At 68.9% G+C, this 24,395-nt stretch carries 19 protein-coding genes, 1 tRNA gene and 1 pseudogene; 14 read left to right on the top strand and 7 right to left on the bottom strand.

The features are described from left to right. Positions 1–185 precede the first annotated feature (185 nt). The 5 genes from KXD97_RS12615 to KXD97_RS12635 all read left to right on the top strand — a co-directional run bounded on the left by KXD97_RS12615 (position 186) and on the right by KXD97_RS12635 (position 7,099). Positions 186–1,643 (top strand): ABC transporter substrate-binding protein, encoded by a 1,458-nt coding sequence (locus KXD97_RS12615; RefSeq protein ID WP_260757100.1) that lies wholly within the window; start codon positions 186–188, stop codon positions 1,641–1,643. 37 nt (positions 1,644–1,680) lie between these two features. Beyond that, positions 1,681–2,562 (top strand): ABC transporter permease, encoded by an 882-nt coding sequence (locus KXD97_RS12620; protein WP_260757102.1) that lies wholly within the window; start codon positions 1,681–1,683, stop codon positions 2,560–2,562. Beyond that, on the top strand, positions 2,559–3,314 hold the full coding sequence (locus tag KXD97_RS12625) for an ABC transporter ATP-binding protein (RefSeq protein ID WP_260757103.1): 756 nt from the start codon (positions 2,559–2,561) through the stop codon (positions 3,312–3,314). The genes KXD97_RS12620 and KXD97_RS12625 overlap by 4 nt, the downstream gene beginning before the upstream one ends. 21 nt (positions 3,315–3,335) lie before the next feature. Continuing rightward, a complete protein-coding gene (locus tag KXD97_RS12630; protein WP_260757104.1) occupies positions 3,336–4,838 on the top strand; it encodes a SulP family inorganic anion transporter in 1,503 nt (500 codons plus the stop codon). A 104-nt stretch (positions 4,839–4,942) separates the two neighbouring features. Next, entirely contained in the window at positions 4,943–7,099 is a 2,157-nt protein-coding gene (locus KXD97_RS12635; protein WP_260757105.1) for a molybdopterin-dependent oxidoreductase, read from the top strand. A gap of 3 nt (positions 7,100–7,102) precedes the next feature. Here the strand turns inward: KXD97_RS12635 and KXD97_RS12640 are convergent, their stop codons facing one another. From KXD97_RS12640 to KXD97_RS12650, 3 genes are all read right to left on the bottom strand, one after another. Continuing rightward, positions 7,103–7,351: a hypothetical protein gene (locus KXD97_RS12640; protein ID WP_260757106.1), complete on the bottom strand. Its 249-nt coding sequence runs from the start codon at positions 7,349–7,351 to the stop codon at positions 7,103–7,105. Positions 7,352–7,515: 164 nt separating this feature from the next. Then, a complete protein-coding gene (locus tag KXD97_RS12645) occupies positions 7,516–8,094 on the bottom strand; it encodes a TetR/AcrR family transcriptional regulator (protein WP_396885115.1) in 579 nt (192 codons plus the stop codon). A 97-nt stretch (positions 8,095–8,191) separates the two neighbouring features. Continuing rightward, positions 8,192–8,770: a TetR/AcrR family transcriptional regulator gene (locus tag KXD97_RS12650; protein WP_260757108.1), complete on the bottom strand. Its 579-nt coding sequence runs from the start codon at positions 8,768–8,770 to the stop codon at positions 8,192–8,194. A 359-nt stretch (positions 8,771–9,129) separates the two neighbouring features. Here KXD97_RS12650 and KXD97_RS12655 point away from each other — a divergent pair, with 359 nt between their 5' ends. Next, a complete protein-coding gene (locus KXD97_RS12655) occupies positions 9,130–9,537 on the top strand; it encodes a RidA family protein (protein WP_260757109.1) in 408 nt (135 codons plus the stop codon). Positions 9,538–9,568: 31 nt separating this feature from the next. Here the strand turns inward: KXD97_RS12655 and ilvD are convergent, their stop codons facing one another. Then, positions 9,569–11,410, bottom strand: a complete 1,842-nt coding sequence (gene ilvD / locus KXD97_RS12660) for a dihydroxy-acid dehydratase (protein ID WP_260757110.1) — start codon at positions 11,408–11,410, stop codon at positions 9,569–9,571. 90 nt (positions 11,411–11,500) lie between these two features. Between ilvD and KXD97_RS12665 the strand changes: the two genes are divergently transcribed. Next, positions 11,501–12,346, top strand: coding sequence for a helix-turn-helix transcriptional regulator (locus KXD97_RS12665; protein ID WP_260757111.1), 846 nt, complete (start codon positions 11,501–11,503; stop codon positions 12,344–12,346). On the opposite strand, the gene KXD97_RS12670 is transcribed toward KXD97_RS12665, so the two are convergent. Further along, positions 12,322–12,891, bottom strand: a complete 570-nt coding sequence (locus KXD97_RS12670; RefSeq protein ID WP_260757112.1) for a TetR-like C-terminal domain-containing protein — start codon at positions 12,889–12,891, stop codon at positions 12,322–12,324. The two genes, KXD97_RS12665 and KXD97_RS12670, sit on opposite strands and share 25 nt — an antisense overlap. A 46-nt stretch (positions 12,892–12,937) precedes the next feature. Continuing rightward, complete coding sequence (selD, locus tag KXD97_RS12675) at positions 12,938–13,942, bottom strand: selenide, water dikinase SelD (protein WP_260757113.1); 1,005 nt, start codon at positions 13,940–13,942, stop codon at positions 12,938–12,940. 40 nt (positions 13,943–13,982) lie between these two features. Between selD and KXD97_RS12680 the strand changes: the two genes are divergently transcribed. The 3 genes from KXD97_RS12680 to KXD97_RS12690 all read left to right on the top strand — a co-directional run bounded on the left by KXD97_RS12680 (position 13,983) and on the right by KXD97_RS12690 (position 17,066). Beyond that, positions 13,983–14,077: transfer RNA gene (locus KXD97_RS12680), tRNA-Sec, on the top strand. Next, positions 14,077–15,384 (top strand): L-seryl-tRNA(Sec) selenium transferase, encoded by a 1,308-nt coding sequence (gene selA, locus KXD97_RS12685; protein ID WP_260757114.1) that lies wholly within the window; start codon positions 14,077–14,079, stop codon positions 15,382–15,384. The genes KXD97_RS12680 and selA overlap by 1 nt, the downstream gene beginning before the upstream one ends. After that, the gene (locus KXD97_RS12690; RefSeq protein WP_260757115.1) at positions 15,372–17,066 is read left to right on the top strand and encodes a selenocysteine-specific translation elongation factor; all 1,695 of its coding nucleotides are present in this window, start codon (positions 15,372–15,374) and stop codon (positions 17,064–17,066) included. Before selA ends, KXD97_RS12690 begins: the two co-directional genes overlap by 13 nt. A gap of 70 nt (positions 17,067–17,136) precedes the next feature. On the opposite strand, the gene KXD97_RS12695 is transcribed toward KXD97_RS12690, so the two are convergent. Next, positions 17,137–18,162 (bottom strand): TerC family protein, encoded by a 1,026-nt coding sequence (locus KXD97_RS12695; RefSeq protein ID WP_260757116.1) that lies wholly within the window; start codon positions 18,160–18,162, stop codon positions 17,137–17,139. 82 nt (positions 18,163–18,244) lie between these two features. Here KXD97_RS12695 and fdh point away from each other — a divergent pair, with 82 nt between their 5' ends. The 4 genes and pseudogenes from fdh to KXD97_RS12715 all read left to right on the top strand — a co-directional run bounded on the left by fdh (position 18,245) and on the right by KXD97_RS12715 (position 24,378). After that, on the top strand, positions 18,245–21,547 hold the full coding sequence (gene fdh / locus KXD97_RS12700; protein ID WP_260757117.1) for a formate dehydrogenase: 3,303 nt from the start codon (positions 18,245–18,247) through the stop codon (positions 21,545–21,547). Then, positions 21,544–22,476, top strand: coding sequence for a 4Fe-4S dicluster domain-containing protein (locus KXD97_RS12705; RefSeq protein WP_260757118.1), 933 nt, complete (start codon positions 21,544–21,546; stop codon positions 22,474–22,476). The genes fdh and KXD97_RS12705 overlap by 4 nt, the downstream gene beginning before the upstream one ends. Further along, a complete protein-coding gene (gene nrfD, locus KXD97_RS12710; protein WP_260757119.1) occupies positions 22,473–23,414 on the top strand; it encodes an NrfD/PsrC family molybdoenzyme membrane anchor subunit in 942 nt (313 codons plus the stop codon). Before KXD97_RS12705 ends, nrfD begins: the two co-directional genes overlap by 4 nt. Further along, positions 23,411–24,378: pseudogene (locus KXD97_RS12715) on the top strand (NAD(P)/FAD-dependent oxidoreductase). The gene nrfD and the pseudogene KXD97_RS12715 overlap by 4 nt, the downstream one beginning before the upstream one ends. The last annotated feature ends 17 nt before the right edge of the window (positions 24,379–24,395 follow it).

The following is a 24,395-nucleotide window of genomic DNA, read 5'->3' on the forward strand; positions in this document are numbered from 1 at the left end:
GCCCGGCGGGCGTGATCAGACGGCGTCGACGGTCGCGCCGGCGATCACGACGGTGGTGCGCCCGGCGAAACTGCGGGCAACCGTCGCCCGCTGCATCCTCGACCTGGGACGATGAACAGCGCCGATGGCGTAACTGTCAGGCAACGTCCAGTGACGGCGAGGTAACAGAAGACCTCGACTCTGGGTTGCGTGAACGACCAACGCAGAATGTCCCGTCCCGGCGTCGCCGTGCCGCCGCCGTGCTGGCGACGCTGGCCACGGTGGGCAGCCAGGCGCTCACCGGGTGTGGTCTTCTGGCCGAACCGACCGTGACCGTCAACGTCGGATACCAGTCGAAGACCATAAACACCGTCAACGCCGGCACGCTGCTGCGTGACAGCCAGGAGTTCGAGCAGGCGCTGCGCCGCCTCGGCGCCGAGACCGGCCAGAGATACCGGGTGGTGTGGCAGGATTTCTCGTCCGGTGCTCCGCTGACCGCGCAGATGATGGCCACCCACGTCGACATCGGGTCGATGGGTGACTACCCTCTGCTGACCAACGGGTCCAAGACCCGCAGGTACGCCGACGCCGAGGCCGAGATGATCGCGACCACCGGCTACAGCCTGCGCGGCTCGCTCAATCAAGTTGTGGTGCAGAAAAACTCGGATGCTCGCACCCTCGATGACCTGACCGGCCGCCGGGTGTCGACCAGCCTGGGCTCCGCCGGTGACGGCATGTTCTCGACGGCGTTGCAGCGCAACGACATCGACAAGAACGCCGTGCACGTCGTGAACCAGGACCCGGCGGTCGGAGCCGCGGCGATCGAAGGCGGGCAGGTCGATGGGCTCGCGCAGTTCGTCCCGTGGCCCCAACTGGTGATCTTCCGGGACCAGGGAAGGCTGCTCTACGACGGTGGTGACAACGAGGTCCCCACTTTCCACGGCGTGGTCGTCCGCAAGCACTTCGCGGACGACAACCCCGAGGTGATGTCCGCGTTCATGCAGGCGGTCAGGACCACCACCGAGGCGATTGTGGACGACCCGCTGCGGGCCGCGCAGCGGGTCAGCGAGCTCACCGGCATCGAGCCCGAGGTGGTCTATCTCTACAACGGGCCCAACGGCCTGGTGTCGTTCGACATGACGATCAAAACGCAGTTCGCCGCCGCGTTCGATCAGGTCAAGCAGTTCCTGGTGAACCGCGGTTCGGTCACCGCCGACTTCGACGTCCCCGGATTCGTCGACGACAGCTATCTACGCGCGCTGTACGGGCCGGATTACGAACGACGCCGCGACGACGTCACCAACCCGGCGGCGCTGAGCGGCACTGATGATTTGTGCCGGCTGCCTGTCGACGACCCGGGACAGGCGTCGGAGGTGTGGCCGGCCGGCGCCGACGCCACGTTCGTCGCCGCGACCCCTACCTGCCTGTTGCGCCGGGTCGCCGCGATCGAGCAGGTGCGCGCCGCTTACGTCCCCGACACCCTCACCGGCATCCGGCTGTTCGCCGACCATGCCGCGTGGCTGCACGACCCGGACGCTCCACCGCTGCGGCGGTACAAGCCGTTCGCCACCGGCGCCGGCGCCGACACCTATCGCGCCGACCATCCGCGGGCCACGCCTATCGGATTCGACACCGCGGTCTCGCAGTCGAGATCGTCCGGCTGACCCACCACTCGCCCCCACCCAACGAAGGAGACACGAGATGACCCTCACCGTCGACGACCTCGGCGCGGTGCCCACCCCGGCACCGGCCGCCCCGCCCCGAACCCCGCTGCGCGAATCCCTCGCCGGCCTGTTGCCGGCCCGGCTACGAAGCCGCAGCGCGGCATTCGTGCTGCCGCTGATCCCGATCGCCGGTTTCCTGGTGCTGTGGCATCTGCTCACCACCTACGGGGTGGTCGCGTGGTTGCGCTTCAACCGGATGCCCACCCCGGCGAGCGTTCTCGATGCGTTCGTCGCCCGGGTCGGCTCCGGCTCCTACTATGACGACCTGCTGGCGAGCCTGCAGCGCATCCTGTTCGGTTTCGGCCTGGCCGCCGTGATCGGTATCGCGCTGGGCATCCTGGTGGGCCGCTCCGAGATCGCACGAATGACGCTGAGGCCGTTCATCGAGATCATCCGGCCCATTCCGGCGATCGCGCTGGTGCCGCTGACGATCCTGCTGTTCCCGTCCAGCGAGCAGGGGATCGTGTTCATCACGTTCTTCGCGGCGTTCTTCCCGGTGGTGGTCAGCACCATCCACGCGATGGACTCGCTGCCGAAGGTGTGGGAGGAAGCCGCCAAGACGATGGGCGCCGGCCGGGTGTCGCTGCTGTTCCAGGTGATCCTGCCCGGAGCGCTGCCGGGCATCTTCGCGGGCCTGTCGGTGGCGATGGGCGTCGCGTGGATCTGTGTGGTCAGCGCCGAGATGATCTCCGGACAGTTCGGTATCGGCTACTACACGTGGCAGTCCTACGGACTGCTCGACTACGCCGGCGTGGTGGTCGGCATGCTCTCGATCGGCGCCCTCGGACTGGCCACCGCGTGGCTCGTCGAGTACGTCGGACGCCGGGTCAACCGCTGGCTGCCGAGGGCCGCCCGATGAGCACCGGAGCCGTCACCCTCGACAAGCTGAGGCTGGGATTCAACGGCGTTCTGGCCGCCGACATCACCTTGACCGTGGACCCCGGCGAGGTCATCGTCTTCCTCGGTCCGTCGGGCTGCGGCAAGTCGACGATCCTGCGGGCGATGGCCGGCCTGCTCACCCCGATGGGTGGCACCGCCACGGTGGACGGCGCCGCGGTGACCGGCAACGCGGCCCAGTGCGCCATGGTCTTCCAGGAGGATGCACTGTTCCCGTGGCGCAGCGCTCTGAAAAACGTGCAGTACCCCCTCCGGCTGCGCGGGGTCCGTGGCCGGGAACTGAAGAAGGCGGCCACCGCGCGCCTCGAACAGGTAGGCCTCGGCGCTTATCTCGACCATCTGCCCGCTCAGCTGTCGGGAGGTATGCGCCAACGCGTACAGCTGGCCCGCACTCTGGCGTGCGAACCGCGGGTGATGCTGATGGACGAACCGTTCGGGGCCCTCGACGCCCAGACCCGGCTCGACATGCAGCAGCTGCTGATGTCGGTGTGGGAGACGCAGAAGATGACGATCCTGTTCGTCACCCACGACGTCGACGAGGCGCTGCTGCTGGCCGACCGCGTCGTTCTGCTCAGCCACCGACCGGCGACCGTCGCCGAGGTCATCACCATCGACAGGCCCCGTTCGCCCGAGGCGCAGTTCCACGAGGACTACCAACTGCTGCGCCGCGACATCCTCGGCTTCCTCGGCCACAGTCCCGCGCAGAGCGCCTGACGTCATCACCAGGAGATCATCGTGAGCACCACCCTTGCCCGGACGAGGGACCGTGTCCCGGCGGCACCCACTGTGCTGCAGGCACTTCGGTCTCCTGCGCTGTTGCGTACCGAGGTGCTGGCCGGACTGGTGGTGGCGTTGGCGCTGATCCCGGAGGCGATCGCGTTCTCGGTGATCGCCGGGGTCGATCCCCGGGTCGGGTTGTTCTCCTCGGTGACGATGGCGATCACCATCGCGATCGCCGGTGGCCGGCCCGCGATGATCTCGGCGGCGACCGCGGCTGTCGCACTCGTGGTCGCGCCGGTGGCCCGTGAGCACGGCGTGGGGTACCTGGTGGCGACGATCGTGCTGGCCGGGTTGTTCCAGGTGCTGCTCGCGGTCGGGGGCGTGGCAAAGCTGATGCGGTTCATCCCGCGCAGCGTGACGATCGGGTTCGTCAACGCGCTGGCCATCCTGGTGTTCGTCTCGCAGGTGCCACACCTGCTGGGGGTGCCGTGGCTGGTGTATCCGCTCACCGCGGTCGGCATCGCCGTGATGGTGCTGCTGCCGAGGATGACGACCGCGGTGCCGGCGCCGCTGGTCGTCGTGCTGGTGCTGACCGCGGCGGTGGTGCTGTTCGGGTGGGATGTTCCCGATGTCGGCGACCAGGGTGCCTTGCCGGATTCACTTCCGGTGCTGGGTATTCCGGCCGTACCGATGACTGTGGAGACGCTGCGTGTCATCGCGCCCTATGCACTGGGTGCAGCACTGGTAGGGCTGCTGGAGTCGTTGATGACGGCGAAGCTGGTCGACGACATCACCGAGACCCCGTCGAACAAGACCCGGGAGGCATTCGGGCAGGGGGCGGCCAACATCGTCACCGCGATGTTCGGCGGCATGGGCGGGTGCGCGGTGATCGGACAGACGATGATGAACGTCAAGGTCGCCGGCGCGCGTACGCGGTTGTCGACGCTGCTGTCCGGGGTGTTCATCCTGGTGCTCGTCGTCGCGCTGGGGCCTGTGGTCGGGATGATTCCGATGGCCGCGTTGGTGGCCGTGATGCTCGTGGTATCGGTGGCGACCCTCGACTGGCACAGCGTCATGCCCCGCACGCTGAAGGTGATGCCGCGCAGTGAAACCGCGGTGATGCTGGTGACCGTCCTCGGCACCGTCGCCACCGGCAACCTCGCGATCGGGGTATCGCTGGGGGTGGTCGCCGCGATGGTCGGCTTCGCGCGCCGGGTCGCCCATCTGACCACTGTGGAATGCGCCGACGAGCCGTCCGGCCGAAGGACCTACCGGGTGCGCGGCGAGTTGTTCTTCGCGTCCAGCAACGACCTGATTCACCAGTTCAACTACGCCGACGATCCCGACGAGGTGGTCATCGATCTCTCCGGCACCGACATCTGGGATGCGTCGTCGGTCGCGACACTTGACGCGATCCGGCAGAAGTACCAGGCGCGAGGCAAGAGCGTCGTGCTCTCCGGGGTGGACGGGGCGAGCCTGGAACGGCTGACCAAATTGTCCGGCCGCCTGGGCGTATAACCCACCCGCCGCGGTCACAGCATCGTAATATCGGCGCAATTGCCCTGCCACACCGGTGTTTTCTACTGGGAGATGTCCGCAGCCCCCGTCACGAGGACACCACCGTGAAAGAACTGAAGATCGTGCGTGGCGCCTGCCCGCATGACTGTCCCGACACCTGCGCCATGCTCTACCACGTCGAAGACGGCAAACTCGTTGACGTCCAGGGTGATCCGAACCATCCCATGACGCGCGGCGGTCTGTGCGTCAAGGTCAAGAACTTTCACGAGCACCACTACCAGTCCGACCGTCTGCTGTACCCGATGCGCCGGGTCGGCCCCAAGGGAGCCGGCGAGTTCGAGCGCATCACCTGGGACGAGGCACTCGCCGAGATCAAGGCGCGGTGGTCGCAGATCATCGACGAGTACGGCAGCCAGGCGATCATGCCGCACGCTTATCTCGGACATCAGGGCGTGCTCAACGGGCTCACGTCCGGGGACGCGTTCTTCAACCGGCTCGGCTCCACCGTCGCGGAGAAGACCTACTGCGAGTCGGGCTCGTCGACCGCGTGGCACATGACCGTCGGCGGCAGCGGCGGCCTGGATGTCGAATCGATGGCGCACTCGAAGTACATCATCGTGTGGGGCATGAACATGACCAGCACCAATCTGCACGGTTGGCCTTTCCTGCTGGAAGCGCGCAAGAACAACGGCGCCAAGATCGTTGTGATCGACCCGGTCCGCAACCGCACTGCGCGGCAGGCGGATTGGCACATCCCGATCCGGCCCGGCACCGACGGCGCACTGGCGATGGGCATGATCGGTGAGATCATCGCGCAGGGGCTGGTCGACACCGAGTACGTCGAGAAATACACCGTCGGCTACGAGGAACTCGCTGCCCGCGCCGCCAACTACCCGCCCGAACGCGTCGAGCAGATCACCGGCATCCCCGCCGACGACGTCCGCAGGCTGGCCTACGAGTACGCCACCACGCAGCCCGCGGCGATCCGGCAGGGTGTCGCGCTGGAACGCAGCCGCGGCGGCGGACAGGCGATCCGGGCGATCACCTGTCTGCCCGCGCTGGTCGGTGCGTGGCGGCACGTCGGCGGCGGCACCATGGAGATGCCGATCTGGGAGTTCCCCACCAAGTTCGACGCGATCTGCAAGCCGGAGTGGATCCCGGAGGGCACCCGCGTGGTCAACGAACTCGACCTCGGCATGGCGCTGACCGGAGAGCTCGACCTGGACCCGCCGATCAAGTCGTTGTTCGTGTACAACTCGAACCCGGTGTCGCAGGGGCCCGCGCAGGAGAAGACGATGCGCGGCCTGATGCGCGAAGACCTGTTCACCGTCGTCAGCGAGCATTTCGTCACCGACACAGCGAAATTCGCCGACCTGCTGTTGCCGGCCACCATGCAGGCCGAACAACTCGACGTCATGGTGACCTGGGGCCACCTGTACATCTCGCTGAACCAGCCCGCGATCGAGCCGCCCGGGGAGTGCGTGCCCAACGTGGAGCTGTTCCGGCGACTGGCCAGAACCATGGAGTTCGACGAGGAGTCCATGGCGTACTGGGAGCGCACCGACCGGGAGATGCTCATCGACTTCCACGACTGGGACGCCCCCGCCCTGGCCGGCATCACCTACGAGAAACTCGAAGAGGTCGGCTGGATGCGCTTGGCCGTCGGCACCCCCGACACCCGCGCGCCGCACGCCGAGGGCAACTTCCCGACCCCGTCAGGCAAGTGCGAGTTCACGTCCAGCCTCGCCGCGGGCGGCAACTTCGTCGTCCCGGTCTGGCGGTCGATGTATGAGGGCATGCAACCGGGCGGCTACGTCGACCCGGTTCCCGACTACGTGCCGCCGTTCGAATCGCCGCAATCCAATCCGGAACTGGCCGAACGTTATCCGCTGTCGATCATCTCGCCGAAACCGCACGCCTTCCTCAACAGCCAATACGGCAACGCCGCGGACAAGCAGAAGGTGCAGGGCGGTCAGCAGGTGTTCATCCACCCCGCCGACGCGGCCGAGCGGGGCATCGCCGAAGGCGACGTCGTGCGGGTCTTCAACGACCGTGGCTCCTTCCAGGGGCCGGCGGCCTACGAACCGGGCCTGATGCCCGGACTGGTGATGGCCAACGTCGGGCACTGGCAGGGCAAGACCTCGGGCACCACCGTCAACGCGATCACCGCCGACCGGCACTGCGGTCTGGGCAATGCCGGGGTGTACGGCGACAACCTCGTCGAGGTGGAGAAGATCCAGGAGCAGGCCGTCGCCAGCTGAGCGTCACGCCCGCGCAGCGGTGCTGAGCAACTCGGCGAGATCCCGATCGAAGTAGTACACCTGCTGCAGGGTCAGGAGCCGGGCCAGCAGTGGACCGGGGAGCGGCTCGTCGCCGCGGGCTGCCGACTGCAGCGCGATGACCATCGCGTCGTTGTAGTCACCGACCCCCAGACGCACATACGCGGTGTTCCGCTCGGTGGGAGTCATCCCCGTCTGGCAGTGCTCCACCAAATCCCAAGCCGCGATGCTCAACTCGGAACTGTCCATAACTCATTCTCTTTCACGGCTGCCCAACGCGCTCGGCGAGATGGAGACTGTACACACGCCGGCGCCTTCTGCGCTGTCACTCGGCGTTCACCCGCTGATCTTGAATCGCTCATCTGGCCGCGTCAAGGTCAACCGTCTGCGGCGGTCGGTCAGTTCAGCCGGTGTTCCAGGATTTCCAGCGACTTCGCCAGAGCCTCCTCGGGGAACGGGTTGTTGTGTGACGCCGCGATCAGTACGCCGACGATCGCTCCGGCGATCACCCGCCGCTCCATCTCGTCGTCCGGCCCTTCGGGGCGCTCGGTCAGCGCGTCGGCGATGAGGTCGATGAGCCGCACGTATTCGGTGTAGATGAGGCCGCGGGCTTCCGGGATCGCGTACATGAACTGCTCGCCGGCGAGGACGTCGTCGCGTTCCTCCTGCGACAGGTGCCCGAACACGGTGGCGACGGCATGCCGGTAGGCGGCCACGATGGACAGTTCCGTGGGCGCGGCGATGAACGCCTCGACGATCGGGGAGATCTTGTCGTCAGAGAGCAGCAGCCTCTCCTTGACCCCGAAGTACCGGTAGAACGTGCGCGGGGAGACCTCGGCCGCCTCGGCAATCTGCTCCACCGTGGTGTTGGTGTAGCCCTGCTCATCGAAGAGGCGGAAAGCCTCCCGGCGAATAGCCAGGCGCGTGCGGAGCTTCTTGCGCTCTCGCAAACTCTGGCTCGGGACCGGCGCTGACACTCTCCCAGTTTCTCTCATCGGGCTCGCCCTCCAACAGGGGCGACGTTTCCCAGGATTGCGAAATAAGTCATTGACATCGAACAGGAATTGCGCTGAATCACGACATTTTGGTGTCCAGGATGGTCAGCGCCTTCGACAACGCCTCCTGGGGCAGCGGATTGTTGTGCGACATGGCGATGAGGACCCCGACGATGGCTCCGGCGATCACCCGCCGCTCGAGAGGTTCGGCGCCGTGGCCGAGGCGGCCATCGAGAACCTCGGCGATCGAGTCGATCAGCTGGACGTATTCGGTGTAGATCAGACCCCGCGCCTCGGGCACCTGGTAGAGCAGCCGTTGCCCGGTGACGGCGTCGTCGTACTCGTCGGCGGACAGGTTGCCGAACACCTCTTCCACCGCGTGCCGGTACGCGCCGACGACCGACATCTCCCGCGGGGCGGCGGCAAAGGCCGCGACGATGGGGGCGCTCTGGTCGTCCGATATCAGCAGGGCCTCTTTGAACCGGAAATACCGGTAAAAGGTCCGAGGCGAGACGTCGGCCGCTTCGGCGATCTGGTCGACAGTGGTGTTCGCGAAGCCCTGCTTGTCGAACAGCCGGAAGGCCTCCCGGCGTATCGCCAGACGTGTCTGCCGCTTCTTGCGCTCCCGCAGACTATCGGAGCTGTCCGGCCTTGACACCAGGTAAGTTTCCCTTATCAAAGACCATTCGCCAAAACCGGAAGCGGTTATTTCTCGCCGATCAGGTGTACAGCGAAGCCGCACATACTCCAAAGACTGCCATAACAACGTCTGGATCACCGGATTTCGGTTAAGCCCTTAGATATTGGACCAACTTTCCAATACAAATGACTTGTCGGGCAAACTGCAGGCTGGGTCCATTCGTGGGGGCGGTGTCGGTCAGTCGGCGTCGGCGTGAAGTCTTGTGCGGTTGCCGGCAAGGTACTGCCGCAAACTCCGCGGCCGGCGCCGCGCGGCACGTGCTCGCCCCGCCCTGACCAGGTCCGGGACAATACCGACGACACCGAGAGGAGCTCACCGTGAGCCAGCCGATTCAGCGCATCAACCCACCTCAGCTGTTCGACTCGACCGCCAACCACCACTCGCAGGGAACCGTGGTGGAGGCAGGCAAGCTCGCGTTCTTCTCCGGGCAGGTGGCGTGGAGCCCGGCCCGGCCGACGCCGCCGTCCTCGCTGGCCGAGCAGGCACGGATGGTGACCGACAACCTGCAGGTGTGTCTGGAGTCCGTCGGCGCCACGCGCGACGACATCGCGATGGCGCGGATCTACGTCGTGAACCTGACACCGGAGCGGCTCGAGGAGGCGTTCCCGGCGCTGGGCGAGTTCTTCGGAACCTCGCTACCGAGCCTCACCGGAATCGGCGTGCAGGCACTGGCGGGCCCGGATCTGCAGATCGAGATCGAGATGGTGGTGCGGGTGCCGTCGTGAGGCGGCTGACGGCGCACCGCGTGTCGTGGCCTCACACCGCGTCCACATCGCGCACCGCGCCCTTGTCCGCCGACAATGCCAGCGCCGCATAGGCTCTCAACGCCGCCGACACCACCCGGTCGCGGTTCTTCGGCCGGTATCCGCCGCCGGCCTCCAACGCCGCACGGCGACGGGCCAATTCGGCGTCGGCGACGTCGAGTTCGATCGTGCGGTGCGGGATGTCGATGGTGATCGGATCACCGTCGGTGACCAGCGCGATCGTGCCGCCGGCTGCTGCCTCGGGCGACACGTGACCGATCGACAGACCCGACGACCCTCCCGAGAAGCGGCCGTCGGTGACCAGCGCGCACACCGTTCCCAGCCCGCGGCCCTTCAAAAACGAGGTGGGATACAGCATCTCCTGCATGCCCGGCCCGCCTTTGGGTCCCTCGTAGCGGATCACCACGACGTCGCCGGGCTGCACCCGCCCCGACAGGATCGCGTCGACCGCATCCTCCTGGGACTCCACCACCACGGCCGGCCCGGAGAACGCCAGGATCGACTCGTCCACTCCCGCGGTCTTGACGATGCAGCCGTCCGCCGACAGGTTGCCGCGCAGCACCGCCAGGCCGCCGTCCTGCGAATAGGCGTGGCGCACATCGCGAATGCAGCCCTCGGCCGCGTCGGTGTCCAGCGACTCCCAGCGTTCGGACTGGGAGAACGCCGACGCCGAGCGCACGCAGCCCGGCGCGGCGTGGAACAGTTCGAGCGCTTCCGAACTCGCCTGTCCGCTGCGGATGTCCCAGCGGCGCAACCACTCCGGCAGCGAGCGCGAATGCACCGAGTGCACGGTCTCGTGCAGGTGCCCGGCACGCCACAGCTCACCGAGAATGGCCGGGATACCGCCGGCACGGTGCACGTCCTCCATCAGGTAGTGCCCGTTGGGCGCCACCTTGCACAGGCACGGGATCGCCCGGCTGCGCTTCTCGATGTCTTCCAGCGTGTAGTCGAGTTCGGCCTCGCGGGCCGCGGCCAGCAGATGCAGGATGGTGTTCGTCGACCCGCCCATCGCGATGTCCATCGCCATCGCGTTGTCGAACGCGTTCCGGTCGGCGATCGCGCGCGGCAGCACGCTCACGTCGTCCTCGTCGTAGTAGCGGCGGCACAACTGCATCACCGTCGCGCCCGCGTCCTCATACAGCCGCCGCCGCGCGGTGTGGGTGGCGAGCACCGAGCCGTTGCCCGGCAGCGCCAGGCCGAGTGCCTCGGTCAGGCAGTTCATCGAGTTCGCGGTGAACATGCCCGAACACGATCCGCAGGTCGGGCAGGCGGACTCCTCGATGCGCGCCAGGTCCTGATCGGACACCTCGGCGCTGGCGGAGTCGGCGATCGCCGAGATCAGGTTGAGCCGGGTCCGCACCGTGCCGTCGACCAGCACCGCGGTTCCGCCCTCCATCGGGCCGCCCGAGACGAACACCGTCGGGATGTTCAGCCGCAGTGCGGCCATCAGCATGCCCGGAGTGATCTTGTCGCAGTTGGAGATACACACCAGCGCGTCAGCGCAGTGCGCGTTGACCATGTACTCGACGGAGTCGGCGATCAGCTCCCGGGACGGCAGCGAGTACAGCATGCCGCCGTGGCCCATCGCGATACCGTCGTCGACGGCGATCGTGTTGAACTCCCGCGGCACGCCACCCGCGGCCTTGACCGCCTCGGACACGATGCGGCCCACCGGCTGCAGATGGGTGTGGCCCGGCACGAACTCGGTGAAGCTGTTGGCGACCGCGACGATCGGCTTGCCGATGTCGGCGCCGTCCACGCCCGCCGCGCGCAGCAGTGACCGTGCCCCCGCCATGTTGCGTCCGTGAGTGACCGTCCGTGACCTCAGCTCCATACCGTCCACGCTGCCGCTTCGCGCCGCAGGCCGGGAAGACGGTGCCGATACTGGTAGCGGCACCACCACCGTCGAATACTCTCGGAAGGCGTGGACAGACGCACGCAGCAACGCCACGCCCTCGGCGAGTTCCTGCGTGCCCGCCGCACCGCCGTGTCCCGCGCCGACCTCGGACTTCCCGACCTGCCGCGCTCGCGCACCGGCGGGCTGCGCCGCGAGGAGGTCGCGGTGCAGGCCGGGGTCAGCGTCACCTGGTACACGTGGCTGGAGCAGGGCCGCGACATCAACCCGTCCAAGCAGGTGCTCGACGCGGTCGCGAAAACCCTGCGGCTCTCGGCCGCCGAACACGAGTACGTGCTGGCCCTGGGTGGCTACGTGGTGGACCCGGCGGTGTCCGACGGCCCGCTGCCGCCGCAGATCCAGCGGTTCCTCGACGCGCTGGACGGCTATCCGGCGTTCGCGATCACCCCGGACTGGGGGATCGCCGCCTGGAACGCCGCGTACGCGGCGCTGTACCCGAACATCGAGCAGGCGCCGGTCGCCGACCGCAACCTGCTGTGGCTGGTGTTCATGGACCCCTACATCCGAGAGCTGTTGCCCGACTGGGAATCCGACAGTCGGCGCTTCCTCGCCGAGTTCCGCGCCGATGCCGGGCCGCGGGTGGGGGAGGCGTCCTACACGGCGCTGGTCTCCCGGTTGTCGGCCGGCAGTGAGCACTTCGCGGCGGCGTGGCGAGCCACCAGTATCGAGCGGTTCACCTCCCGCGAGCGGCGGTTCCGCCACCCGGTGGTCGGCGAGCTGAGGCTGGAGCACCACCAACTCGCGCCCGTCGATGTGCCGGAGGTGCAGATCGTGGCCTACCTCCCGGTGCCGGGATCAGGTGCGTCAGAACGCCTTGAGGAACTCGCCGGTCATGCGGCGGACACCGCGCGGTAGACCAGGTCGGCGACCGTTCGGCAGTATGCGTCGTCAACAGGCTCGCCGGTGTACAGCGCCCGCATGTTGATCGGTGCGAACAACAGTTCCAGCGCGGTGAAATGGTCGATGCCGTCGCGCAGTTCCCCGCGCTGGCCGGCTCGTTCGAACACCACCCGAAGGCCGTCTGCACGGGATCGCCACGCCGACCGCCGAACCTCGACGCTGGCGACATGGGAATCGGCGATCATATGCCCGCCGTGCAATCTGCGGCCGGCGTCGGAGGTCACCATCGCGGCCATCCCGACGGCCAGCGCGAACAAATCGGTGCGCAAGGAACCGGTGTCGGGCAGGGACTGCTCGACACCCGGACGCCGTGCGAGCGCCTCCAAGACCAGCGTGTCGGAATCCGGCCACCGCTGCTGAATGGCCGCGATGTCCAGCCCGTGGCGGTGCGCCATTGCGCCGACATCGAAGCGATCGATGCCCCAGCGGGCGACCTCGTCATGGACGGCGGCGATCACCCGCTCGTGTTCATCGTCAGCACACGATTGGTCAACGGACACGGATCAACCTCCCCAGACTCATCCAGCGTCCACGATGCCACACCGCCTACCGGACGACGATGGTGTGGTCGCCGCGCGCGACGAGTTCGCCGATCACCGGCGCGCCCGGGATCTCGCCGGCGATCAGCAGCCCGCCGGAGGTCTGGGCGTCGGCCAGCAGCAGCGCCTCATCCTCGCCGACCGCGGACAGGTCGGTGTGCGGGGCGACCCAGTCGAGGTTGCGCCGGGTGCCGCCGCTGACGTAGCCGTCGCGCAGCGCCTCCCGCGCCCCGTCGAGATACGGTACCGCCGCCGACTCGAGCACCGCCGTGACACCGCTGGCGCGGGCCAACTTGTGCAGGTGGCCCAGCAGACCGAAACCCGTGACGTCCGTGGCACATTCGACACCGGCCGACACCGCTGCCTCGGCGGCCCCGGAGTTGAGGGTCGTCATCACCGCGATCGCCTCATCGAAGCGCTCACCGGTGCTCTTGTGCCTGCTGTTGAGCACGCCGATCCCGAGCGGCTTGGTCAGTGACAGCGGCACACCGGCTTTGCCGGCATTGTTGCGCAGCAACCGATTCGGGTCGGCGATTCCGGTGACGGCCAGACCGTACTTGGGTTCGGGGTCGTCGACGCTGTGCCCGCCGGCCAGATGACAGCCCGCCACGCCGCACACCTCGAGCCCGCCGCGCAGCGTCTCGGCGGCCAGCTCGAACGGCAGCGTGCCGCGGGGCCAGCCGAGCAGGTTCACCGCCACCACCGGCCGCCCGCCCATCGCGTAGACGTCCGACAGTGCGTTGGTCGCCGCGATCCGGCCCCAGTCGTAGGCGTCGTCGACCACCGGGGTGAAGAAGTCCGTCGTCGCGATCAGCGCGATGCCGCCCTCGATGCGCACCGCGGCCGCGTCGTCGCCGTCGTCGAGTCCGACGAGCAGTTCCCCGACCGGGTTCGTCGGCGTCGCCGCGGTGAGTCCGCGGACCACGTCTTCGAGCTCGCCGGGCGGGATCTTGCAGGCGCATCCGCCGCCGTGCGCGAACTGCGTCAGGCGGAAACTCTCTGCGGTAGCCATGGCGTCCATCCTGCCCTGTCATGATGGACGGGTGGGCCAGGGAGGCGTTTCCGGTCTGGTGACCGGCACGATCTTCAAAATCGGTGAGCGGCAGTTGCTGTCGCTGGCGGGTTCGATTCCCGTCCGCCTCCGCCATGGGTGATGACCCGCGGCGGCGGGTGCCGCGCACCGACGCCCTGCTGGCCGACCCGCGCCTGGCCGAGGCGGGGCAGCGGCTGGGCCGCACCCTGGTCAAGCGCGTGATCGCCGACGCGCAGCAGCGGGCCAGGGACGGCGACATCAGCCCTGAGGACGTCGCCGACCATGCCGTCGCCGCGCTGCCCGCCGGGGCCACCACCCTGCGCGCCGTCATCAACGCCACCGGCGTCGTCGTGCACACCAACCTCGGGCGGGCACCGCTGTCGCAGGCCGCCGTCGACGCGATCGTCACCGCCGCCGGCGCCACCGACGTCGAGTTCGACCTGGCCACCGGCCGGCGGGCCCGGCGCGGCCGGGGCGCCCTCGCTGCGCTGGCTTCGGCCGTGGCGACCGCGCGGGGCGTGCATGTGGTCAACAACAACGCCGCCGCTCTGCTGCTGGCCGCGCTGAGCCTGGCGCCGGGCAGGGAGATCGTCGTCAGCCGCGGCGAGCTGATCGAGATCGGCGACGGCTTCCGGTTGCCCGCGCTGATGGAGTCGACGGGTGCGCGCATCCGCGAGGTCGGCACCACCAACCGCACCCACGTGCGCGACTACGCCGACGCGATCGGCCCCGGCACCGGTTTCGTGCTCAAGGTGCACCCGTCGAACTATCTGGTCAGCGGGTTCACCTCGGGGGTGTCGGTGCGTGAGCTTGCCGGACTGTGCCACGGCGAACGTGACGACGGCCCGGTGCCGCTGGTGGTCGACATCGGCTCAGGGCTGCTGGCTCCGCACCCGCTGATGCCCGACGAGCCCGACGCCACGACCGTGCTGCGCGACGGCGCGGATCTGGTCACCGCCAGCGGCGACAAGCTGCTCGGCGGTCCGCAGGCCGGTCTGCTGTTCGGCGCGAGCGAGCTGATCGAGCGGCTGCGTCGTCATCCCGCAGCGCGGGCGTTGCGCGTCGACAAGCTGACGCTGGCCGCACTGGAGGCGACGCTCGTCGGCCCACCGGCGCCGGTCGCGCAGGCGCTCGATGTCGACGTGGACGTGCTGCGGCGGCGCGCCGAAGGCCTGGCCGCAGCGCTGCCGGGCGCTGAGGCCGTCGCGTGTGTCGCCGCGGTCGGTGGCGGCGGGGCGCCCGGAGTCGAGCTGGCCAGCTTCGCGGTCAGCCTGCCCGAGTGCTGCGCCGCCGCCCTGCGCGTCGGTGACCCCTCCGTGGTCGGCAGGTTGGAGAACGGCCGCTGCCTGCTCGACCTGCGCACGGTCGCGGCGGACGATGACCCGCGGCTGCTGGAGGCGGTGCGGGCATGCATGTCATAGCGACCGCGGGCCACGTCGACCACGGGAAATCCACACTGGTGCAACGGCTTACCGGGATGTGGCCGGACCGATTGGCCGAGGAGCAGCGCCGCGGGCTGACCATCGACCTCGGCTTCGCGTGGACGACGATCGACGGGCGCGACATCGCGTTCGTCGATGTGCCCGGCCATGAGCGGTTCGTCGCGAACATGCTCGCCGGGGTCGGGCCGGTGCCGGCGGTGATGATGGTGGTCGCCGCGACCGAAGGCTGGATGCCGCAGACCGAGGAGCATCTGGCCGCGCTGCAGGCGCTCGGTGTGCGGCACGTGCTGGCGTTGATCAGCAAGACCGACCTGGCCGACCCGGGTGCGGCGACCGCTCAGGTGCGGCAGCGGCTGCCCGATGCGCCGGTGGTGAACGGCGGGGACCTCGACGAGGTTCGCGCCCGGGTTGTCGCGCTGGTCGACGCGTTGCCCCCGCCGGACCGGGAGGCCGACGTCCGGCTCTGGGTGGACCGCTCGTTCACCGTGCGTGGGGTCGGCACGGTCGTCACCGGCACGCTGGCGGCGGGCACGCTGCGCGTCGGCGACGAACTGGAGCACGCCGGCCGGCGGGTGACGGTGCGCGGCCTGCAAACGCTGGAACGCGACCGCGCCGAGGTGGGGGCGGTAGCCCGGGTCGCGGTGAACCTGCGCGGGGTGGACCGCCGCGGCATCGGGCGCGGCGACACCGTGCGCACGCCCGGCGCATGGCTGGAGACCGGCGAGATCGACGTCGGGCTGCGGACCGCCGGGAAGCTGCACGAGCAGCTGGTGCTGCACATCGGCTCGGCCGCGGTGCCGGTGCGGGTGCGGCCGCTGGGCGAGACCGGCGCCCGGCTGCGGCTGAGCCGGCCGCTGCCGCTGCGTATCGGGGACATCGGGCTGCTGCGCGATCCGGGCGAGCACCGCATCGCGGCAGGCGTCGAGGTGCTCGACGTGCGACCGCCTGCGTTGCGCCGTCGCGGCGACGCCCGCGCGCGGGCCGCCGAACTCGCGACCGGGCGGGTCGCGCCGCCGGTGTGCGAACGGTCGGACCTATTGCGCGCCATGGGTTTCGACGTGCACGGCGTGACCGTGGGCGAGTGGGTGGCCGACGCGCGGTGGTGGTCCGGGCGGCGCAGACAGTTGACCGCGGCGGTGACGGCGTGGTCGGCCGAGCACGACATCGCCGCCGGTATGCCGATGGAGGCTCTGCGCCGGGAACTCGACCTGCCGTCGGTGGAGTTGTTGGCGCCGCTGCTCGAGAACAGCGGTTTGGTGCCGGCCGACGGGCGGGTGCGCCGACCGGGGGTGACGCTGCCCGAACGGGTCGACAAGGCGGTTCGGGTGATCGAGGAGCGGCTGGCCGCGGAGCCGTTCCGCGCACCCGAAGCCGACGAACTCGCCGAGCTGCGACTGGGACCGAAAGAACTCGGCGCCGCGGTGCGCGCCGGGCGGCTGGCCAAGATCGCCGACGGCGTGGTGCTCGGACCCCGCGCGCACGTCCGAGCCGCCGATGTGCTGGCCACACTGCCGCAGCCGTTCACCGTCGCCGAAGCCAAACGCGCATTGCAGACCACCCGCCGGATCGCGGTGCCGCTTCTGGAAAGCCTTGATCAGCAACAGATTACGCGGCGCAATCAAGACGGTACGAGGGTTGTCATCGCCGGCGGCCAGCAGTGACTCACAGCGGCGCTGGTACGGGCGCGATCGGCTGCGTGACGTGCTCAGCGGACACAACGCCTGACGAGGCTCACCCGGCTCGTCTTCGCACGCTGTCGGGCTTCTCCGCGTCCCGCCGCGTGGCGCGCAGCGAACCGGGATGCGCCTTGGCGGTCGGGTCTTTGCGGGTCTTGATCAGGCTGGCGACGGTGACGATGGTCAGGATCACCACGATGACCACCAGGCTGAGGTAGGTGTCGACCTCCGGGATGCTCGGGTTGATGTCCACATGCGCCCAGTGCAGCACCAGCTTGACACCGATGAACGCCAGGATGATCGACAGCCCGGTCGAGAGGTACACCAGCCTGTCGAGCAGCCCCTTGACCAAGAAGAACAACGCCCGCAGACCCAGCAGGGCGAACGCGTTCGCGGCGAACACGATGTAGGGCTCGCTGGTGACGCCGAAGACTGCGGGGATCGAGTCCAGCGCGAAGAGCAGGTCGACGCTGCCGATCGCGATGAGCACCGCCAGCAGCGGAGTCGCCACCCGGCGTCCGTTGGCCCGGGTGAACAGCTTGCCGCCGTCGTACTCCTCGCTGATCGGGATGAACCGCCGGGTGGCCCGGATCATGATGTTGTTCTCGACGTCGGGGTCCTCGTCGCGATGCCGGAACAGCTGAATCGCGGTGAAGATCAGCAACAGCCCGAAGATCAGGAACATGAACGAGAACAGCGACAGCAGGGTCGCGCCGAGCGCGATGAAGATGGCCCGCATGATCAGCGCCAGGATGATGCCGAAGGTCAGCACCTTGTGCTGATGCTCCTCGGGCGCCGCGAAGGTGGCCATGATGATCACGAACACGAACAGGTTGTCGACCGACAGGCTCTTTTCGACGACGTAGCCGGCGAAGTACTGGGTGCCGAAGTCGCCGCCGTAGGTCATCGCGAACCACACCCCGAACCCGATGGCCACCAGGATGTAGAACACCGACCATGCAGTGGCCTCCCGGAAGCCCACCCGGTGCGGCCGCACTGCCGCGAGAACGAGGTCGACCGCCAGCAACGCGACGATGAGGCCGATGGTTGCCGCCCAGGTCATCAGGCTGATCTCGAGCATGGTCCCTTTGTACCTGAGAGTGCGGGGTTGATCTGGCCGCCAAGGGGTACCTTGAGGCAGCGAGGCGGACGAAGGTGGACGGGTGGACATCAGGAAACTCTTCGAATCGTGGCCGGTGTACCGGCAGCTCACCGGTGAGGACACGCTCGGTCGCGGCAAGGCCGCGCAATCCAGGCGCAGCCTGACCCTGACCCCGCGCACCGCCGACGCCGACCGCGTCGCGTATTCGGTGTGCCCGTACTGCGCGGTCGGCTGCGCGCAGAAGGTGTACGTCAAGGACGACAAGGTCGTTCAGATCGAGGGCAATCCGGACAGCCCGATCTCGCGCGGGCGGTTGTGCCCGAAGGGATCGGCCAGCAAGCAACTCGTCACCGGGCCGCAGCGCCTGACCAAGGTCCGCTATCGCGCGCCGTACGCCGCCGAGTGGCAGGACCTCGACCTCGACACCGCGATGCAGATGATCGCCGACCGGGTGCTCGAGGCCCGAGAAAAGGGTTGGCAGGACTTCGACAAGGACCGCCACACGCTGCGCCGCACCATGGGCATCGCCAGCCTCGGCGGCGCCACCCTGGACAACGAAGAGAACTATCTGATCAAGAAGCTGTTCACCGCGCTGGGCGCCCTCCAGATCGAGAACCAGGCGCGTATTTGACACAGCGCCACGGTTCCCGGTCTGGGAGCCTCCTTCGGTCGCGGCGGGGCGACGGACTACCAGCAGGATCTCGTCAACTCGGACTTCATCGTCATCATGGGCTCCAACATGGCCGAAGCTCATCCGGTGGGATTCCAGTGGGTGATGGAGGCCAAGGCGCGGGGCACCGGCGTCGTGCACATCGACCCGCGGTTCACCCGCACCAGCGCGCTCGCCGACCGGCACGTGCCGCTGCGCGCCGGAAGTGACATCGCGTTCCTCGGCGGCGTCATCAACTACATCCTGAGCAACGAGCTGGAGTTTCGCGAGTACGTCACCGCGTACACCAACGCGCCGTTCCTCGTCGACGAACGCTTCGCCGACACCGAGGATCTCGACGGTCTGTTCTCCGGCTACGACGACGTGACCGCCTCCTACGACCCGTCGACGTGGCAATACCAGAACACCGGTGCGCAGGAGGGCGGCGCCGAGGCCAAGGAGCAGAGCGCCGGTGACCGCTACGGGTCCGGCGGCCCGCCGATCGAAGGCGGCGCCGGCGACATCCCCAGCGATCCCACGCTGCAGCATCCCCGGTGCGTCTACCAGGTCCTCAAGCGGCATTACGCCCGCTACACCCCGGAGATGGTCGAGCGGGCGTGCGGCATCCCCGCCGACGTGTTCCTCGAGGTGGCGCGCGCGTGGACGGAGAACTCAGGCCGCGAGAAGACCGCCGCGCTGGTGTATTCGGTTGGCTGGACTCAGCATTCGGTGGGCGCGCAGTTCATCCGGGCCGGGTCGATCATCCAGCTGCTGCTCGGCAACATCGGCCGCCCCGGCGGCGGGGTGTTCGCGCTGCGCGGGCATGCCAGCATCCAGGGCTCGACCGACGTACCGACGCTGTTCAACCTGCTGCCCGGATACCTGGCGATGCCCCATGCCGGCGAGGAGACACTGGCCGACTACCTCGGCGGCATCAAGAGCCGAAACCAGAAGGGCTTCTGGCGCAATGCCGACACCTACATGGTGTCGCTGCTCAAGGAGTACTGGGGCGAGGCGGCCACCGCGGACAACGACTACTGCTTCGACTACCTGCCCCGCATCAACGGCGACCACGGCACCTACCGCACCGTGATGGACATGGTCGACGGCAGGGTGTTCGGCTACTTCCTGCTCGGCCAGAACCCCGCGGTCGGGTCGGCGCACGGACGGCTGCAGCGGCTCGGCATGGCCAACCTCGACTGGCTGGTGGTGCGCGACCTCGTCGAGATCGAGAGCGCCACCTTCTGGAAGGACGGACCCGAGATCGAGACCGGCGAGGTCTCGCCGCAGACCTGCCGCACCGAGGTGTTCCTGCTCCCGGCTGCGTCGCACGTCGAGAAGGCCGGCACGTTCACCCAGACCCAGCGCATGCTGCAGTGGCGGGAGCAGGCCGTGCAACCGCCGGGCGACGCGCGCAGCGAGCTGTGGTTCTTCTACCATCTGGGCCGCATCCTGCGCGAAAAGCTGGCCGCCTCAACCGATCCCCGTGACCGGCCGCTGCTGGACCTGTGGTGGGACTACGAACTCGACGGTGACGAGCCGTCCGCTGCGGACGTGCTGCGCCGCATCAACGGTGTGGACCTGACCACCGGCCGGGCGGTGAACAGTTACACCGAACTTCAGGCCGACGGCTCCACCGCGTGCGGCTGCTGGATCTACAGCGGGGTGTACGCCGACGAGGTGAACCAGGCCGCCCGCCGAAAACCGCACACCGAACACCGCCGGCAGAGCCGGCAATCAGACGAGGGCCCCTACGACCACGAGTGGGGCTGGACGTGGCCGCTGAACCGGCGCGTGCTCTACAACCGGGCGTCGGCCGATCCGCAGGGCCGGCCGTGGAGCGACCGCAAGAAACTGGTGTGGTGGGATCCGGACAAGGGGGAGGCCGGCGAGTGGACCGGGCACGACGTCCCCGATTTCGAGAAGACCAAACCGCCGGACTACTATCCCGAGCCCGGCGCGGTCGGTGTGGAGGCGCTGCGCGGCGACGACGCGTTCGTGATGCAGGCCGACGGCAAGGGGTGGCTGTTCGCGCCGAACGGGGTGGTCGACGGCCCGCTGCCGACGCACTACGAGCCGCACGAGTCCCCGGTGCGCAACCCGCTGTATCAGCAGCAGAGTAATCCGGCGCGCAAAGTGTATGGGCGAGCCGACAATCCGTCGAACCCGTCCTGGCCGGACGCGCACGGGGAGGTGTTCCCGTTCGTGTTCACCGCGGCCCGGCTGACCGAGCATCACACCGCCGGCGGGATGAGTCGGCAGCTGCCGTACCTGGCCGAGCTGCAGCCGGCGCTGTTCGTCGAGGTGTCACCCGAACTGGCGCGGGTCCGCGGATTGACGCACATGGACTGGGCGCACGTGGTGACCAGCCGCGCCGCCGTCGACGCCCGGGTGTTCGTCACCGACCGGATGCGCCCGCTGCACGTCGAAAACCGTGTGGTGCACCAGATCTGGTTGCCGTACCACTGGGGCCACGCGGGCCTGGTCGACGGCGACGTCGTCAACGATCTGCTCGGTGTCGTCGCGGACCCGAACGTCTTCATCCAGGAGAGCAAGGTCGCCACCTGTGACATCCAGCCCGGCCGCCGCCCGCGTGGCCCGCTGCTGCTGGAGTACCTGCGCGAATACCGCGACCGCGCGCATATCACCCCGTCGACCGGCACCGTTCTGGACACCACCGCGCCGTCGCGCGGCCACACTGAGGAGGCGCCATGAGCACCAGCGGGAAGCGCGGCCGATCGCGCGTCGGACCCACCAGTTTCTACGGGCCGCTCGACGACGTGGCCGCTGACGCCGGCTACGACGAGCACCCGCCGCGGGTCGGCTTCTTCACCGACACGTCGGTGTGCATCGGGTGCAAGGCGTGCGAAGTGGCGTGCAAGGAATGGAACGACGTGCCCGTCTCAGGAGATGGGGACGGGTTCGACCTGCTCGGCATGTCGTTCGACAACACCGGCAACCTCGGCGCGAACTCGTGGCGGCATGTGGCGTTCATCGAGCAACCTGGCCACCCAGTCGAGGATCTGGGGATGCCGGGCTTCGAACGTCCCGGGGATGCGACCGGCGCCGAGACCCGGCAGGACTTCCGCTGGCTGATGGCTTCGGACGTGTGCAAGCACTGCACGCACGCCGGCTGCCTGGATGTCTGCCCGACCGGCGCGTTGTTCCGCACCGAGTTCTCGACAGTCGTTGTGCAGCAGGACATTTGTAACGGGTGCGGGTACTGCGTGTCCGGGTGCCCGTACGGGGTGATCGAACGCCGTGAAGGCGACGGCCGGGCCTGGAAATGCACGCTGTGCTACGACCGGCTGCACGACGGTCTGGAACCGGCCTGCGCGAAAGCCTGCCCGACGGACTCCATCCAGTTCGGGGTGCTCGACGAGCTCCGCGAGCGCGCCGCGCTGCGCATCGACGAATTGCACGAGCGCGGGGTGACCGAGGCGCGGCTGTACGGGCACGACCCCGGCGACGGCGTCGGCGGGGACGGCGCTTTCTTCCTGCTGCTCGACGAACCGGAAGTGTATGGGCTGCCGCCGGATCCGGTGGTTCCCACCCGCGATGCCGGTGCGATGTGGCGCTACGCCGGGATCGCGGCGTCGGCCCTGGTCGGGGTCGTGGTGTCGGCGTTTGTGGGGCGCTCATGAAGGAAAAGCGCGGCGACATGGCCGTCCCGCCCGCTGATTTCCGGTCATACTACGGCCGGCAGATCCTCAAGACGCCGGTGTGGAACTGGATGATCGCGGCGTACCTGTTCGCCGGCGGGTTGTCGGCGGGCTCGGCGCTGCTGGCCGCAGGGGCCGACCTGACCGGACGCCGGCGGCTGCGGAAGGTGTCCCGGCTCGGTGCACTGGCGGGCCTGTTGGCCGGCCTGTGTTTCCTGATCGGCGACCTGGGCCGGCCCGGGCGGTTCCATCACATGCTGCGGGTGGCCAAGCCGACTTCCCCGATGAGCGTGGGCACCTGGATCCTGTTCGGCTACGGCCCGGGCGCAGGCATCGCCGCCGCCGCGGAGCTGATGCCGCGTCGTCTGCGGCGAACCTGGTTGGGCCGCCTGGTTTCTCGGCTGGCCCGGCCTGCCGGACTGGAAGCCGCCGCGGTGGCGCCGGGTCTGGCGGCATACACGGCGGTGCTGTTGTCGCACACCGCGGTCCCGGCCTGGAACGAGGCGCACCCGTATCTGCCGTTCATTTTCACCGGTTCGGCCGCGGCCGGCGGCGGCGGCCTGGGCATGCTGCTGGCGCCGGTGGCGGAGAGCGGTCCGGCGCGGCGAATGGCGGCGACGGGCGCGGTGCTGGAGGTGGCGGCGTCGCGCACCATGGAGCGCCGGCTGGGACTGGCCGGCGAGGCCTACACCACCGGCCGGCCGCACACGCTGAGGCGGGCCTCTGAGGTCCTGACCTTTGCCGGGGCCGTCGGCGCGGTGGTGTCGGGCCGGCGCCGCTGGGCCGTCGCGCTGTCGGGGGCGGCGCTGCTCGCCGGCGCGGCGCTACAACGGTCCGGGGTGTTCGAAGCGGGCGTGGCCTCGACGAAGGACCCGAAGTACGTGGTGGTGCCGCAGCGGGAGCGTCTCGACGCGCGCTGACGTCTAACCCCGCGTTTTCGGGGAACAGACGGTCTGTGGAATTCGAATGTGCAGTCGTCGGTGGCGGCGCGGCCGGCCTGAGCGCGGCCTTGGTGCTGGGCCGGGCCCGGCGCACCACGATCGTCCTCGACGCCGACGACCCGAGCAATCGCGCGGCCCCGGTGATCGGTGGGCTGCTCGGCTACGACCGGCGCCCGCCCGACGAGTTCTACGCGGCCGGGCGCGACGAGCTCACGGAGTATCCGAGCGTGCAGTACCGGCGCGCGGAGGTGCTGGGCGGGCGAGCGGTCGACCGCGGGTTCGTCCTCGACGTCGACGACGGCAGCCAGGTGCACGCGCGGCGGGTGCTGCTCGCGACGGGCATGGCGTACGCGCCGCCGCAGTTGCCCGGGCTGCCCGAGCTGTGGGGCACCTCGGTCTTCCAGTGCCCGTTCTGCCACGGCTGGGAGGTGCGCGACACCCGGCTGGCCGCGCTGGCCTCCGGGGAGCAGGGAGTGCACACCGCGCTGATGCTGCGCGGCTGGAGCGACGACGTGGTGCTGCTGACCGACGGACAATCGCAGCTCGGCCCCGACGACCAGCGGCTGCTGCACGATGCCGGCGTGACTGTCGACGACCGGCGCGTCGTCGAATTGATCGGTACGGAAGGTCAATTGGAGAGCATCGCGTTCGCGGACGGGACCCGGTTGGAGCGGGACGGGCTGCTGGTCGAGGCGCCGGTGCGGCAGCGGTCGCCACTGGCCGCACAGCTGGGCGCGACGTGCACGCCGGGCCCGTTGGGCACCGAACCGCTGACGGTCGACACGATCTCGCGGACCAGTGCGGGAGGGTGTTCGCCGCCGGCGACGTCTGCACCCAGCAGCCACACATCGCCGGCGCAATCGCGTCGGGCTCGCAGGCGGCGATGATCATCGTGCAGAGCCTACTGGCCGATCAGTTCGGGTTGCCGTATCCGCCGGAGTAGCGAGATCGGTACCCTCT

The organism is Mycobacterium sp. SMC-8 (assembly GCF_025263565.1).
GTDB lineage: Bacteria > Actinomycetota > Actinomycetes > Mycobacteriales > Mycobacteriaceae > Mycobacterium.

Coding starts and splice junctions, on each gene's coding strand:
- KXD97_RS12690 (WP_260757115.1), top strand. CDS start 15,372: ATGCATGTCATAGCGACCGCGGGCCACGTCGACCACGGGAAATCCACA.
- nrfD (WP_260757119.1), top strand. CDS start 22,473: ATGAAGGAAAAGCGCGGCGACATGGCCGTCCCGCCCGCTGATTTCCGG.
- ilvD (WP_260757110.1), bottom strand. CDS start 11,410: ATGGAGCTGAGGTCACGGACGGTCACTCACGGACGCAACATGGCGGGG.
- KXD97_RS12695 (WP_260757116.1), bottom strand. CDS start 18,162: ATGCTCGAGATCAGCCTGATGACCTGGGCGGCAACCATCGGCCTCATC.
- selA (WP_260757114.1), top strand. CDS start 14,077: ATGGGTGATGACCCGCGGCGGCGGGTGCCGCGCACCGACGCCCTGCTG.
- KXD97_RS12620 (WP_260757102.1), top strand. CDS start 1,681: ATGACCCTCACCGTCGACGACCTCGGCGCGGTGCCCACCCCGGCACCG.
- selD (WP_260757113.1), bottom strand. CDS start 13,942: ATGGCTACCGCAGAGAGTTTCCGCCTGACGCAGTTCGCGCACGGCGGC.
- KXD97_RS12625 (WP_260757103.1), top strand. CDS start 2,559: ATGAGCACCGGAGCCGTCACCCTCGACAAGCTGAGGCTGGGATTCAAC.
- KXD97_RS12705 (WP_260757118.1), top strand. CDS start 21,544: ATGAGCACCAGCGGGAAGCGCGGCCGATCGCGCGTCGGACCCACCAGT.